At 31.4% G+C, this 15554-nt stretch carries 13 protein-coding genes; 6 read left to right on the top strand and 7 right to left on the bottom strand.

The annotated features are described in order from the left end of the window. Nucleotides 1-42: 42 nt before the first annotated feature. Nucleotides 43-402: a YraN family protein gene (locus RRF68_RS10355; protein ID WP_315944297.1), complete on the bottom strand. Its 360-nt coding sequence runs from the start codon at nucleotides 400-402 to the stop codon at nucleotides 43-45. Nucleotides 403-405: 3 nt separating this feature from the next. Next, nucleotides 406-1317 (bottom strand): LD-carboxypeptidase, encoded by a 912-nt coding sequence (locus RRF68_RS10350; RefSeq protein WP_315944296.1) that lies wholly within the window; start codon nucleotides 1315-1317, stop codon nucleotides 406-408. A gap of 191 nt (nucleotides 1318-1508) precedes the next feature. Between RRF68_RS10350 and metG the strand changes: the two genes are divergently transcribed. Further along, nucleotides 1509-3644 (top strand): methionine--tRNA ligase, encoded by a 2136-nt coding sequence (gene metG, locus RRF68_RS10345; RefSeq protein WP_315944295.1) that lies wholly within the window; start codon nucleotides 1509-1511, stop codon nucleotides 3642-3644. 74 nt (nucleotides 3645-3718) lie between these two features. Then, nucleotides 3719-5851 carry a Tex family protein gene (locus RRF68_RS10340; protein ID WP_315944294.1) on the top strand — a complete coding sequence of 711 codons (2133 nt, stop codon included), beginning with the start codon at nucleotides 3719-3721 and terminating at the stop codon, nucleotides 5849-5851. A gap of 116 nt (nucleotides 5852-5967) precedes the next feature. Here the strand turns inward: RRF68_RS10340 and RRF68_RS10335 are convergent, their stop codons facing one another. From RRF68_RS10335 to RRF68_RS10325, 3 genes are all read right to left on the bottom strand, one after another. Next, nucleotides 5968-8850: a TonB-dependent receptor plug domain-containing protein gene (locus RRF68_RS10335; protein WP_218772046.1), complete on the bottom strand. Its 2883-nt coding sequence runs from the start codon at nucleotides 8848-8850 to the stop codon at nucleotides 5968-5970. 29 nt (nucleotides 8851-8879) lie between these two features. Then, a complete protein-coding gene (locus RRF68_RS10330) occupies nucleotides 8880-9689 on the bottom strand; it encodes an energy transducer TonB (protein ID WP_315944293.1) in 810 nt (269 codons plus the stop codon). A gap of 125 nt (nucleotides 9690-9814) precedes the next feature. Continuing rightward, nucleotides 9815-10150, bottom strand: coding sequence for a single-stranded DNA-binding protein (locus tag RRF68_RS10325; protein WP_218772044.1), 336 nt, complete (start codon nucleotides 10148-10150; stop codon nucleotides 9815-9817). Between the two features lie 161 nt (nucleotides 10151-10311). On the opposite strand from RRF68_RS10325, the gene RRF68_RS10320 reads away from it, so the two are divergent. From RRF68_RS10320 to RRF68_RS10310, 3 genes are read left to right on the top strand one after another with little or no spacing between them, the layout of a single operon-like run. After that, entirely contained in the window at nucleotides 10312-10701 is a 390-nt protein-coding gene (locus RRF68_RS10320) for a GNAT family N-acetyltransferase (protein ID WP_315944292.1), read from the top strand. Beyond that, nucleotides 10698-10853, top strand: coding sequence for a hypothetical protein (locus RRF68_RS10315; protein WP_315944291.1), 156 nt, complete (start codon nucleotides 10698-10700; stop codon nucleotides 10851-10853). The genes RRF68_RS10320 and RRF68_RS10315 overlap by 4 nt, the downstream gene beginning before the upstream one ends. Further along, nucleotides 10843-11193, top strand: a complete 351-nt coding sequence (locus tag RRF68_RS10310; protein ID WP_218772042.1) for a hypothetical protein — start codon at nucleotides 10843-10845, stop codon at nucleotides 11191-11193. The genes RRF68_RS10315 and RRF68_RS10310 overlap by 11 nt, the downstream gene beginning before the upstream one ends. Here the strand turns inward: RRF68_RS10310 and RRF68_RS10305 are convergent. After that, entirely contained in the window at nucleotides 11190-11660 is a 471-nt protein-coding gene (locus tag RRF68_RS10305) for a CBS domain-containing protein (RefSeq protein WP_315944290.1), read from the bottom strand. The genes RRF68_RS10310 and RRF68_RS10305 overlap by 4 nt on opposite strands. Before the next feature lie 105 nt (nucleotides 11661-11765). On the opposite strand from RRF68_RS10305, the gene RRF68_RS10300 reads away from it, so the two are divergent. Then, entirely contained in the window at nucleotides 11766-14066 is a 2301-nt protein-coding gene (locus tag RRF68_RS10300; protein WP_315944289.1) for a M20/M25/M40 family metallo-hydrolase, read from the top strand. A gap of 58 nt (nucleotides 14067-14124) precedes the next feature. Here the strand turns inward: RRF68_RS10300 and pyk are convergent, their stop codons facing one another. After that, entirely contained in the window at nucleotides 14125-15552 is a 1428-nt protein-coding gene (gene pyk, locus RRF68_RS10295; RefSeq protein WP_315944288.1) for a pyruvate kinase, read from the bottom strand. Nucleotides 15553-15554: the final 2 nt, after the last annotated feature.

Here is a 15554-nt window from a genome sequence, read left to right as displayed (position 1 = left end):
AAACAAAAAGCCCAACAATTAAATTGTTGGGCTTTTTTGTGTTTAAAAATATAAGAAAGCGTCTTCTATATGATGTATGTTATAAGTATCTTTATTTTTTAATACAGCAATAATATCAAACCGAACCTCTATATCCAAATCTTTTTCGATTACATAATTATCTATCGCCATAACTAGTAATTTTATTTTCTTTGGGTGTACAAAATCTTGTGGATTTCCGAAATAAGTACTCGATCGTGTTTTAACTTCTATCGCCACTAAAACACCTTCTTTTTGTGCAATAATATCAACCTCAGCTTTTTTAAATCGGTAGTTTTTTTCAATAATAGCATAGCCATTATCCTGCAAATAAGTAATTGCTAACTCCTCCCCTTTTTTACCAAGATCGTTATGCTGTGCCACTATTTAAAAATTTACCGTTGCTGTTTTTTCTTTGATGTTTAACGTAATATTTCTTCCCATAATTAAAGCTCTATTATCAGGTTCATGACCTGCAGGGAAATTAAATAATACTGGTACATCATTCGGAATCACATCTAAAATTAATTGCTCTATTGAAGTTCCCCAAGGCGTAGTATTTTTCTTAACCTTAGTCATATCACCAACAATAATTCCTTTTACTTTCGTAAAATAGCCTGCACGCTTTAAGCTTTGCAGCATACGATCAATAGAATATTTATATTCGCCTATTTCTTCAATAAATAAAATTTTACCATCCGTAGACATTTGACTCGTTGATCCTAGCATAGATGCTAAAATGGCAATATTTCCTCCTACTAATTCTCCATTTACTTTTCCTGATCGATTGTGTTTTGAATTCGAAATTTCATACGCTAAACTCTCTCCAAACAATGCTCTTTTAAGCGATTCAACACTTTTTGCTATTACTTCAGGTGCATCTTGCATGCTTGTCCCCATAATTCCGTGAATGGTTTCTACACCCACATTATGAATATGATTATGAAACGCAGTTATATCAGAATAACCAATCACCCACTTCGGATTTTCTTTAAACTTCGTAAAATCTAATTTATCTAATATCCGAACAGAACCATAACCTCCTCGAGCCGCCCAAATTGCTTTTATATTCGGGTTATCTAAAGCTTCTTGAAAATCTTCACAACGCTCTTCATCAGTTCCTGCAAAATGATGCGCTTGGTTAAACAAATGCTTTCCGTACACAACTTCTAAACCCCAACTTTGCGCTAATTTCTTTGCTTTATCTATAACATGCTTTCTGTTTTTTAATATTCCTGCAGGTGCTACAATCGCAATTGTATCTCCTTTTTGTAAAGAAGGCGGCGTTATTAATTTCATAGTTTTTGTTTGCGAAAAAGCTATTAAAGCTGTTAAGAAAAAAGATAATACTAGTACACTTCTCTTCAAAATAGTGTCTTATTTTTTTATACTATTAATATATAAAGTCTAATCTATCAAATGTACCCATTTTATAACAGTTTAAAAAATTGCTTTTTCGTACTTTTGCACTTTAATTTTAGCAGAAGAAAATGAGTACACCAAAAAGATATACAATTACAGCAGCATTACCTTATACAAACGGACCAATTCATATTGGTCATTTAGCAGGTGTGTATGTTCCTGGAGATATTTATACACGTTTTTTACGTCAAAAAGGTAAAGATGTAATTTACATTTGTGGTTCTGATGAACACGGTGTAGCGATACCGATGCGTGCAAAAAAAGAAGGTGTTACTCCGCAAAATATTATTGATAAATACCACGGAATCATCAAAAAATCTTTTGTTGATTTCGGAATTTCATTTGACAACTACTCTCGTACATCATCTGAAATTCATCATAAAACAGCCTCTGATTTTTTTATAAAGATGTACAATGATGGTGAGTTTATCGAAGAAGTTACAGAGCAGTTATACGATGCCGAAGCGAACCAATATTTAGCAGATCGTTTTGTTGTTGGTACGTGTCCGAAATGCGGAAACGAAGAAAGCTACGGTGATCAATGTGAAAAATGTGGTACAAGTCATAATGCCACTGATTTAATCAACCCTAAATCGGCAATTACAGGAAATGTTCCTTCTTTAAAAGAAACAAAACACTGGTTTTTACCTTTAGATAAACACGAAGATTTTTTACGTAAATGGATCGTTGAAGGTCATAAACATGATTGGAAACCTAATGTTTTAGGACAATGTAAATCTTGGATTGATGACGGATTACGCCCAAGAGCTGTAACACGTGATTTAGATTGGGGAATTCCGGTGCCTATTGAAGGAGCAGACGGAAAAGTACTATATGTTTGGTTTGATGCGCCTATCGGATATATTTCTGCCACCAAAGAATGGGCAGCTCGCGAAGGCAAAAACTGGGAGGATTATTGGAAAAAAGACGACACGAAATTAGTACACTTTATTGGTAAAGATAATATTGTATTTCACTGTTTAATTTTTCCATCGATGTTAAAAGCACATGGCGATTTTATTTTACCAGAAAATGTGCCAGCAAACGAGTTTTTAAATTTAGAAGGAAATAAATTATCAACGTCTAAAAACTGGGCGGTTTGGTTACACGAATATTTAGAAGATTTTCCGAATCAGCAAGATGTTTTACGTTATACTTTAACGGCAAATGCTCCAGAAAGCAAAGACAACGATTTTACTTGGAAAGATTTTCAAGCAAAAAATAATAACGAATTAGTAGCTATCTTCGGTAACTTTATAAACCGTGTAGTTGTTTTAACGAATAAATATTACAACGGGCAAGTTCCTGCTGCAGGAGAATTTTCTGAAGTTGATGAAGATACTTTAGCGAGCTTAAAAGAATTTCCGAATGTAATTGCAAAATCTATTGAGCGTTATCGTTTTAGAGAAGCATCTCAAGAATTAATGAATTTAGCTCGTTTAGGTAATAAATATTTAGCTGATGAAGAACCTTGGAAAATGATTAAGGTTGATGCAGAACGTACTAAAACGATTATGAATGTAGCTTTACAAATTGCTGCTGGATTAGCAGTTTTATCAGAACCTTTTTTACCGTTTACTTCTGCTAAATTGAAAAACATCTTAAATATTCGTCATAACGACGAGTTTTCCGACGAAGTTATCTCTTCTGATAATGAGATTGCCACATCAAGCAGAAAAAACTTGACTCGCAATGACGAATTAACTTGGTCAGCTATTTCTGAAAAAAATATTTTAATTGCTGATAATCATCAAATAAATAAAGCTGAATTATTATTCGCTAAAATTGAAGATACTGAAATTCAGGCGCAATTAGATAAGTTAGAAGCTACCAAAAAAGCAAACGAAGCTGAAAACAGAGTTTTAGAGCCTCAAAAAGAAACCATTGAATTTGATGATTTTACAAAAATAGACATTCGTGTTGGTACAATTATCGAAGCTGAAAAAGTAGCCAAGACTAAAAAGCTTTTAAAGCTTACTGTTGATGTTGGCTTAGATACCAGAACAATTGTTTCTGGTATTGCCGAAAGCTTCAAACCTGCCGATATTATTGGACAACAAGTTAGTGTGGTTTGTAATCTAGCACCACGTAAATTAAAAGGTATAGAAAGCCAAGGAATGATTTTAATGACCGATACTCCTGATGGTAAATTAGCCTTTGTACAACCTTCTGAAAAGGTAACTAACGGTGAATTTATTTCTTAGATAAAAACAACATTTTAGTATATTCGTAACCTCGCAAATTATTGCGAGGTTTTTTATTTTTCAAACATTACGCTATGCAACTCCTCAATTATATAATTTCTCATACAACTATTTCACAAAAATCAATTCAAAGTACTATTGAATTGCTAAATGAAGATTGTACCATTCCGTTTATTGCGCGTTACCGAAAAGAAAAAACTGGGAATTTAGACGAAGTTGAAATCGGACAAATAGTACAGTTAAAAGAACAATTTGAAGCTTTAGAAAAAAGAAAAGCTACAATTCTTAAAGCGCTGGAAGAACAAGATGTTTTAACCAATGAGTTAAAAGCGAAAATCGAAAAAACTAGCGATCTTACTGCGTTAGAAGATATTTATCTCCCATATAAAAAGAAACGTAAAACCAAAGCCGAAACTGCACGTAAAAACGGGTTAGAACCGTTGGCTAAGATGATTATGAGTCAGCGCGTAAATGATTTAAGTTTTACCGCTTCGAAATATATAAATGATGCAGTAGATTCGGAAGACAAAGTTTTAGAAGGTGCTCGCCATATTATTGCTGAATGGATTAATGAACGTACTGATATTCGTAACAATATCCGTCATCAATTAGAACGTTATGCTTCCATTTCTACAAAGATCATCAAAACTAAAATAACCGAAGAGAAAGCACAGAAATTCAAAGATTATTTTGAGTGGGAAGAAAATCTAAATCGCATTCCGTCTCACCGATTATTAGCCATTCTTCGTGCCGAAAAAGAAGGCTTTATCCGTGTAAAAATCGCTATTGATAATGAAAGAACGCTTCAGAAAATTGAAGATAGAGTTATCAACTCTCAAAACGATTGTGCTACTCAAATTGAGTTAGCAGTTGCAGATGCTTATAAGCGATTACTATTACCTTCTTTAACCAACGAAGCAATGACGCTTGCAAAGGATAAAGCGGATGAAAACGCGATAACCGTATTCGCTAAAAATTTACAACAATTGTTATTAGGTTCTCCTTTAGGTGAAAAACGAATTTTAGCAATAGATCCTGGTTTTAGATCGGGTTGTAAAGTGGTTTGCTTAAACCAACAAGGTGATTTATTACATAACGAAAATATTTATCCACATGCACCTCAACATCAATCATCAGAAGCTAAAAATAAAATTAATTCACTAGTTGATAAATATCAAATAGAAGCAATTGCAATTGGTAACGGAACTGCATCAAGAGAAACTGAACAATTAATAAAAAGTATTCCGTTTAAAAACAACGTTGATATTTTTGTGATAAGTGAAGCCGGAGCTTCTATTTATTCAGCCTCTGAAATTGCAAGAGATGAGTTTCCTGATTATGATGTTACCGTTCGTGGAGCAATTTCTATCGGAAGAAGATTGGCAGATCCTTTAGCTGAATTGGTAAAAATTGATGCAAAATCAATCGGAGTTGGGCAGTATCAACACGATGTAGAACAATCAAAATTAAATAAATCGTTAGATACCGTTGTAGAGCATTGTGTAAATAAAGTAGGTGTTAATATAAATACAGCAAGTGCTTCGTTGTTAAGTTATGTTTCTGGTATTGGTCCGAAATTAGCAGAAAACATTGTGAATTATCGAAACGAGAATGGCGCATTTAAAAATAGAATTGGCATTAAAAAAGTGCCACGTTTAAGCGGAAAAGCATTTGAGCAATCTGCCGGATTTTTACGTATTAAAAACAGCGATAATCCTTTAGATAATTCTGCCGTACACCCAGAACGTTATACTTTAATAAAACAAATGGCAAAAGATGCTGGTTGTAAATTAGCAGATTTAATAGGCAATACAACTGCTTTAAAACAGCTAAAGCTACAACACTACATTACTGATTCTTTTGGTTTGCCTACGTTACAAGATATTGTAAAAGAATTGGAAAAACCCGGACTAGATCCGCGGGAAAAAGCAAAAGCATTTAGTTTTAACCAACATATTAAAACCATCGATGATGTAAGATCTGGAATGATACTTCCGGGAATCGTAAACAACATTACTAACTTTGGTTGTTTTGTAGATATTGGCGTTAAAGAAAGTGGCTTAGTACATGTTTCTAACCTTTCTAATACATTTGTTAAAGATGTTAGTGAGCATGTAAGCTTGCAGCAACATGTAGAAGTAAAAGTGCTAGAAGTGGATGTGCAAAGAAAAAGAATACAGCTTTCTATGAGTTATAGCCATTCTTAAAAAACTGTTTTATCTCTCTAAATAACCTTAACACCTCAATTTATTATAAAAAAATAAGCTCAGCGTTAAAATTAACGCTGAGCTTATTTATATAAAAATATTACTTTCTTGTTACCTTAGTTATTAATTATCCATGAAAAATAATATAATTTACCAATTTGTCCAGTTCCTGGAGCAACAAAGTATTCTTTACCAAACAAGTTCGTTCCACCTATTTTAAATTTAGATTTCATTGATGGTATTTTATAATTTAATTGTGCATCTATAACTGTTCTTGCATCTACTTGACCTTTTACAAAAGTTGAAACCCATCTAAATTCGTCTTGCCATCTTGCATTTACATTAAATCCAAAATTTTTAAAAAGCTTCTCATTTCCAAATTGAGCTTTTACAGTGTGCTTAGGTGTATTAAAATTTGGCTCAAATGATCCAAAATCTAAATCCTCTTTCATTTCATAATTTGCGAAATTATAGTTGAAACCTAAACTGTAATTTTTAAACATTTTTGTTTGCACACCTAAACCTAATCCATATGAGTGCACTTGTGATTTAGCATTTGTAATTAAATTAAACTCACTTACATTACCAATTAATACTGCATTATTTGCATCAGCATCTAATTGTCCTGTTGCTATAACTTCACCAATATTAGGAACAGTAATATCTTGATAAAATACAAAATCGTTATGAAAACTATAATAAGTATTAAAATCTAAATATAAATTTGACCCTGCAACATTTAAAAGCCCTCTATAACCTAGCTCAAAAGTTTTAACTTCTTCTGCCACTATACTATTGTATTCTGACTTAATTAAGAACTGGTTATTTGTTATAAACTCTTGGTCATAAATTGATCTTGTTAACAATGCGTTATTAATTAAATCACCCCCCGTTACAGCTGTTGTAGTTCCATCAATTCTTCTTAGATTGTCATAAACAGAACCTACAGTAGTTTTCCTTGCTGAAGGAGCGAACATATATTGCTCTTGAATAGTAGGGTTTCTAAATCCCGTCTGAAAAGAAGCTCTTACAATTTGATCATTGCTTTCTCCTAATGCATAATTAAGTGCAACTCTTGGTGAATAATTGGCTTTAAAATTTTCAGACTTATCATAACGAATAGACCCTGTGAACTTTAATTTATCATCTAAAAATTTCTTTTGAATTTGCGTGTAAAAACCATACTCTTCAATACTAATTTCTTCTACGGCATCATTAAAAATAGTTCCTTTAGAATCAGGATTGTAATTTCTATAAGATCCTCCTAACTGAACGTCAGCCCAATCATCCAATAAACTTTTAAGGTTGTAATTACCATCAACATGCGAATAAGAACTTCTGTCATAAATCTTACTTCCTCCTTCAGTTACCAATGTTGAAGTAACTGAATTAAACCCATTATTAAACTCTTGCGTACCTGGGTTTAATCTATATTGATCTGCTGATGCTCTAGCTAATATCCTTACACTCTGGTCCACATCACTCACATTAAATGGATTACCTGAAGGTCCAATAAGTCCTGAGTAATTAGAAACTAAAGCATCTATATAGTTAACCGCATAATTATCACCCCAAGTTGGTATGTAACCTGTTGTACCAGCTAAAACTGGTATTTTAGCATCTGCTAATCTATTTAATCCTTGAGCTGTTCTTGTTAAATCATAAGTATCTCCTGCATCATTACGAGTGTAATATCCTCTAACAAAAAAGTTATCTCCTTTTATTTCTAACTTAGATTGGCCTATATAATAATTACGTTGTGCAAATCTTGATGTTATTCCTTGAAACATATTATCTCCCTTAGCCAATCTCGTTGCTAAAATAACCTCTAATGATTCATCTTTAAAAGGACGGTAATGTAAAGATGTTGAAAACTTCAAATTCTTAGATTTATAATCTCTTAGTAGCTCTCTTTCTGTATATCCTTTTCTACTTACATGAGTTCCTGTAGGGAAATTAAACGTTGAGTCTGGATCTGATGATGAAGCTGGTAAATAACCTAAAAAAACAAGTATTGGAGTCGAGCTTGCTAAATCAGCAAAATCTTCATCGCCATAAGTATTAATCCCGTCATAATCCACTGGAGTATCAAGACGTCCATCAATCATTTCATTAGTATCAATCTTCTTATTTCTAGAATCCGTAGCATGCCATTCTTCAGCCTCGTAATATGAAAAATTTACTTTAGCTGCAAAAGCATCACTAAACTTATATGCCATACGAACTGTAGCGTCATAAAAAGGGTTATTACCTGCTGCTTTCTGACTAGTAGTACCACTTTTTAACAAGAAACTTATTCCTGAATAATCAAAAGGGTTCTTAGTATTCATTAGCATAATACCATTATAAGCATTTGCACCATATAATGCTGAAGATGCTCCTGGTAATACTTCTACACTCTTAATATCTAGCTCTGAAATACCTGATAAGTTACCTGCACTAAAGTTTAAAGCAGGTGCTGCCGTATCCATACCATCAACTAATTGCACAAATCTTGAGTTACCAAAATCTGCGAAACCTCTAGTGTTTATAGATTTGTATCCATAACTAATTTCTCTAGCATCTACTCCTTTTAAATTGGCTAATCCGTCGTAAAAAGAATTTGAACTACTCTTTTTTATATCTGTTAAACCTAATCGTTCTATTGTAACCGGAGATTCTATAATTCTCTCTGGCACTCTTGATGCAGATATAACTACTTGATCTAATAAAAGATTTTCTTTAAGAATTACATTTACACTATTTTCTGATGTAACCACAATAGTCTCTGTTCTATAACCAAAAGCAGAAACATTTATTGTTTGAGGAAATTTACCATCTAATAAAATTGTAAACACACCCTCTTCATCTGATGTTGTACCTTTATTACCTCCTACAATTTCAGCACCGTAAAATGGCTCTAAATACTCATCATATACTATTCCTTTTATTTTTACTTGTGAATACATTGTTGCAATGCACAAAGTAAAAACAATAATCATTAATTGTTTTTTTAACATTTTTTAAATTATTATAAAGTTTTGAAAAATTATTCTTCTAATGAAAAGTTTATAGGAAAACCATATTTAACAGATACTGTTTTTCCATTGTTTTTGGCTGGTTTGAAATTAGGTAATTCAAACACAACTCTCTTTGCTTCTTCGTTTAATATCTCCCCATTATTTGGGCCAATAGCTTTTACGTTTCTTACATAACCGTTTTTATCGATTATAAAACGAACCCAAACCTCACCTTGTATTTGGCTTCTAACTGCCTCACTAGGATAAACAAAATACTTATTAATATGTTTAATCATCTCTGCATTAAAGCAATCTAACTCCTCACTTTTTTTAGTATTTAAACACCCTTTAAATGTAGGAATATTATCTACGTAATAAAGTTTTGATGCTTTCATAACCTCTTCCTTCGATAACTTCTCTTTTAAGCTATTAATACTTTTTTTCAGAGTATAAATAGCTTTTTGACCATTATTCTTATTGATACTTTCAGAAACATTTACCGCTGTTTTTTTAGTTTCTATTATTTCTGTTGGCTCAACAGGAACATTAGCCTTTATTCCATTCTCTAGTAATTTTACTGGCTTTGCAATTTGTGCTACTTTTACAACCTTTCTTTTCTTTAAAAATCGTCTGTTTGCTGATATTTTAACTTTTATCTGCCTATTTTTATTTTTATTTTTATTTTTATTTGAATCTTTAACAGGCTCAATAGAACATTTTGTTACAGATATACTGTTCATATCTATAGAAGATTCATCTGGAGTTAAACAGACCTCGTTTTGGCCATAGAAGTTTAAAATAGTGAACATAAACACTATAAGGGAAAATTGTTTTTTCATTTTTTTATATGTGATGTTAATTCATTTATTAAAGGGGGTGCAAATTTACATTTAAATAAATTCATAAAAAATAAAATAAAACACTACTAATCAACAACTTACTAAAAGCGTCTATTTTTAAAAACCTACTTATTACCTAACATTAAAAGTTCGCTTACCACAACTTCGGTTATATAACGTTTTTCGCCTGCTGAAGTTTCATAAGACCTTGATGTTAGTTTACCTTCAATCATTATTTCTCTTCCTTTGGTTAAATACTTTTCTACAATATCTGCTGTTTTATTCCAAGCAACTAAATTATGCCATTGTGTATCTGTAATTTTTTCTCCTGCAGCGTTTTTATAAGTTTCATTCGTTGCTATTGATAGTTTTGCTACTTTTTTCCCGCTTTCTAAAGTAATAATTTCTGGGTCATTACCTAAGTTTCCTATTAACTGTACTTTGTTTCTTAACGTATTCATAAGATAAGTTTTAAATGGTTATTATTTGCCAATTCGTTTTGACACTGCAAAGATGAAGTACCATGCTAATTAAAAACGGTTAGTAATCATTTGTTTTCGTTTGTAAATGAATGTAAATGTTTAATTAGATTTAATATCTTTGTTTATCAAACACTTAACTTATGGAATTTCATTTAGAAACTGATCGATTAATTTTAAGAGAAATACGAAAAACAGATACTAACGGAATGTTCGAGTTAGATTCTAATGAAAAAGTGCACGAATATTTAGGCAAAAACCCCATAAATACAATTCTACAAGCTGAAGAGAATATTCAGTTTATTCATCAGCAATATCAAGAGTTAGGCATCGGGCGATTTGCCTGTATTGAAAAAGAAACTGGAGAATTTATAGGTTGGTCTGGCTTAAAATTAAATACAGGCACAAAAGAAGCGTTAAACGGTTATCAAGATTTTGTGGATATCGGTTATCGTTTTATTCCGCGTTTTTGGGGTAAAGGATATGCCTCTGAAACTGCTTTTGCTTCTTTAGAATTCGGATTTAAAAAATGAATTATGATGTTATTTACGGTGCCGCAGACACCAATAATATTGGGTCGAATAAAATTTTAAACAAAATCGGATTGCAGTTTGTAAATCAATTTAATTACAAAGAAGTAAAAGTAAATTGGTACGAACTTAAAAAAGCTAACTATGGAAAATAAAAAATGTTTAGAGTGCGAAGAAAAAGTAATTGGGAGAGTTGATAAAAAATTCTGCTCAGATTATTGCCGAAATTCTTACAATAACAAAGTAAATAAAGACAGTAAAAACCTTATTAGAAATACCAATAATCGCTTACGAAAAAACTATAAAATTCTTACAGATTTAAATATTTCTGGTAAAACAAAAGTAAGCAGGCGTAAGTTGTTTGATAAAGGTTTCGACTTTAAATTTATTACATCCATTTATCACACAAAAACAGGCAACACCTATTATTACGTATATGACCAAGGTTATTTAGAGTTAGAAAGCGAATTGTTTTTATTAGTAAAACAAGATTAACTTCCCCAAGTATTTCCTTTAATTTTTAATGCTGCTTTTAACACATCCTTCTGGCTAATTTGCCCAACTAATTTTCCGTTTTCCACAATAGGAAAACGCCTTCTCTTAGATTCTAAAAACTTATTTGCAGCATCAAATATGTTCATATTACCATCAATGGTTTCTACTATTTTAACCATTGCTTTTTCAACTGTATTATTTTTATCAATAGGTAAATTATGATATCTACTATCTGATATTTGTTTTAAACAGTCTCCTTCAGAGATAATACCAACCAACTCATTATTTTCATTTATAACCGGGCCTCCAGAAATTTTATTTTTAATTAATAAATCAATAACTTGCTCTATAGATTCATTTTCTTTAAACGTAATTAAATCTCTGGTCATATAATCTGAAACCAAAAATGGTTCTGTTTTATTTCCTGATTGATTTGTTCGTTTTCCTTGAAAATTTTTAATTGCCATAAATATTATTTTTTTACACTTTAAATATACTGATTTTTAGTCGGTTAATTATTCAACCACTTAAAAGATAATTTTCCTTATTTTTATACTCACATAAAATCTACTATGAAATCATCAAACAATTTTATTGCAGTAATAATTATTCTTTTAACTGTTTATTGGAGTTTTAGCGATATAACACCTACAGTTATGGCTGCTGATGAAGAATTAAAAACAACTGATTTCTCATTAGTTAATGCGCTTTATCATTTAAAAAACATCTCTCAAAAAACACACCATACAGGTTCTCCTGAACATAAAGTAGTACAAGATTATATTGTAAACGAACTTCATAAATTAGGATTAGAAACTGAAATTCAACAAAAAACTGTCATAAATAAAAAATGGAGAGCAAGTACAACTCCCCAAAATATTATTGCCAAAATTAAAGGTACCGAAAACGGAAAATCATTGTTGCTTTTAACGCATTACGATTCGAATCCGCATTCTTCTCTAGGTGCCAGCGATGCTGGTTCTGGCGTTGTAACCATTTTAGAAGGTCTTCGTGCTTTTTTAGCTAAAAAAGAGCAACCTAAAAACGATATTATTATCCTTTTTTCTGATGCTGAAGAATTAGGATTACTCGGTGCTCAGGCTTTTGTGGAAAACCATCCTCTTGCAAAAAATATTGGATTGGTTTTAAATTTTGAAGCCAGAGGTAGTGGTGGTGCTAGTTATATGCTAATGGAAACAAACGGTAAGAATAAAACAATATTAACCGAATTTTTAAACTCTAACCCTAAGTATCCTGCTGCCAATTCTTTAATGTACAGCATCTATAAAAAATTGCCAAACGATACAGATTTAACGGTTTTTAGAGAAAACGGAAACATAAACGGCTTTAATTTTGCCTTTATTGATGATCACTTTGATTATCATACAGCGCAAGATTCTTATGAAAGACTCGATAGGGAAACACTACAGCATCAAGCAGAATACTTTACAACATCTTTAAATTATTTTTCGAATTCTGATTTAACAAACACCAATAGTGATAAAGATTATATCTATGTAAATTTTCCTTTTACAAAGCTTTTAACGTATCCGTTTTCTTGGGTTTTACCCATGTTTATAATCGCTTTACTATTTTTTATAGCTTTAATTTTCTTCGGATTAAAAAGAGAAAAAATAACTATTAACGGATTATTAAAAGGTTTTATTCCATATACCATCGCACTAGTTCTTTGTATTGGTTTATCATATGGATTATGGTTATTAATTTTAATGATACATCCCCAATATGCCGATATGCTACATGGTTTTACCTATAATGGATATCAATATATAATGGCATTTGTATGTTTAAATAGTTGGATTTTGTTTAAAATATATAACACCTGTAAAGAAGCTAAAACTACCGATTTATTTATCGCTCCGATTTTTATGGGGCTTGTTTTAAATTATGTAATAACACAATATTTACCAGGCGCAGGATTTTTTATCATTCCTATTTATGCTTCTTTATTAATGCTAGCTATTTTAATTTTCCTGAATGTTAATACCAGAACAAGTGCTACCTTATTTGCCATTATAGCAATACCTACAATATATATAATTGCACCTATGTTACAATTATTTCCTGTTGCATTAGGTTTAAAAATACTATTTGTATCTGCTTTTTTATTGGTACTAATATTCGGATTTATTTTACCTGTTTTTCATCAACAAAAAAAGAAAAACAACTGGCAAAAAATTACAGGATTAACAACTATTTTTCTCTTCGGATTAGCAACTTTTAATAGCGGGTTTTCAATTGACAATAAAAAACCCAACAGCATTGTTTTTATACAAAACTCTGACACCGATACTTCTTATTGGGCAACCTACAACAAAACCTTAGATGGTTTTATAAAACAAGTTTTTAAAGATGATTTTACAGAAGGAAACCTACCTTCTATAAAAGGAAAAAGCAAATACAATACGAACTTTAGTTTTCATAAAAAAACAGCAAACAAAAATTTTAGCACTTCTATTATAACCATAAACGAAGATGTTGTTATTGGTAATGAAAGAAAATTAATTTTTACGATAACACCTACTAGAAAAATAAATAGATACGAGTTTAACAACAATGAGACTATTCCTATAAAAAACCTAAAAGTAAATGGTGCTTTTTATGATAATGGAAAAGAGTTTATTGCTGATGAAGGGACGCTTTTAATTTATCAAATGGCAAATTCAGATAAAAATATTACGATGTCTTTTACAATTGATAAAAACGTAAAACCTAACATTACATTAAATGAAATATCATACGATTTGTTATTTAATAAGAAAATGAATTTAAAACCGCGAAGTGAAATTATGATGCCAATGCCATTTATAATAAATGATGCTATTATTGTTTCTAAAAAATTAACGTTTTAAAACAAAAAAGCGCTTAACTAAAATTAGTTAAGCGCTTTTTTGTGGTTTTTATAGTTTATTAATCTATGTGAGAAACACGTAATGTGTTTACCATTCCTTTTGCTTTTACAGGCATAGATGATAAATTAATCATAAAGTCACCAGTTTTAACAAACCCTTTTTCTTTACATATTTCATTAATATCTTCTAGAGTATCATCAGTACTTAATTCACGGTCGTAATAATAAGCTCTAACACCCCATAATAGATTTAACTTACCTAATATTCTTTTTTCTGAAGAAAAGGCTAATACGTGCGATTTTGGCCTCCAGGCAGAAACCTGAAAAGCAGTATATCCACTATTTGTTAAGGTAGTAATTGCAGCTGCATTAATATCATCAGCCATTAAAGCTGCATGATGACAAACCGATTTTGTAATAAATCTGTTCGTACGAATATGTGGTGCTTCTTGTGGCACTTTAATTAAATCAGAAAATTCAACACTACCAATAATTTCTGTCATCTTTTTAATAACACGTATTGGGTGTTTTCCTACAGATGTTTCTCCAGAAAGCATTACTGCATCTGCTCCATCCATAATTGAATTTGCAACATCATTTACCTCTGCTCTTGTTGGCACCGCATTTTCAATCATTGTTTCCATCATTTGCGTTGCAATGATTACAGGAATTCTTGCTTGCTTTGCTCTTCTTACCAACATTTTCTGAATCAACGGAACGTCTTGCATTGGTACTTCTACGCCTAAATCTCCACGAGCCACCATTAATCCATCACAATACGGAATTAAAGCATCAATATTTTCAACAGCTTCTGGTTTTTCAATTTTTGCAATTACCGGAACTCTGTATCTTGATTTTTGCTTAATTAAATCGCGTAACATTCTTAAATCCTCTGGGTTTCTAACAAATGATAATGCAATCCAATCTACTTCTTGCTCTAAAGCAAAAACAACATCTTTTTTATCTTTTTCTGTTAATGCTGGTAATGATATATTGGTGTTTGGTAAATTAACTCCTTTTTTAGATTTTAAAGCACCACCTACAATAACCTTGGTAACAACTTCTGTTCTCTTATCTGTAGAAACTACTTCGAATAATAATTTACCGTCATCAACTAAAATTTGTTCACCTGCTTTTACGTCTTTCGGAAAACGCTGATAGGTCATAAAAGCTTTTTCTTTGGTTCCTTTACATTCTTCTGTCGTAAAAGTAAAAGTATCTCCTGCTTTTAATTCTACTCCATCATTCATTACTCCAACTCTAAGCTTAGGTCCTTGTAAATCTGCTAAAATAGCTACATTATAACCTTGCTCTTCATTAATTTCTCGTATTTGACGAATACGTTGTTTTACATCTTCATAATCGGCATGAGAAAAATTAACTCTAAAAACATTTACTCCAGAAGCTGCCATTTCAGCTAAAATTTCTTTTGTATTTGTTGCAGGTCCTAGGGTTGCTACAATTTTTGTTTTTTTGTTATGTGGCATAA

The sequence above is a fragment of the Tenacibaculum sp. HL-MS23 genome (genome assembly GCF_032463465.1).
Taxonomy (GTDB): Bacteria; Bacteroidota; Bacteroidia; order Flavobacteriales; family Flavobacteriaceae; genus Polaribacter; species Polaribacter bernardetii.
This window is presented reverse-complemented; position numbering and strand designations above follow the sequence as displayed.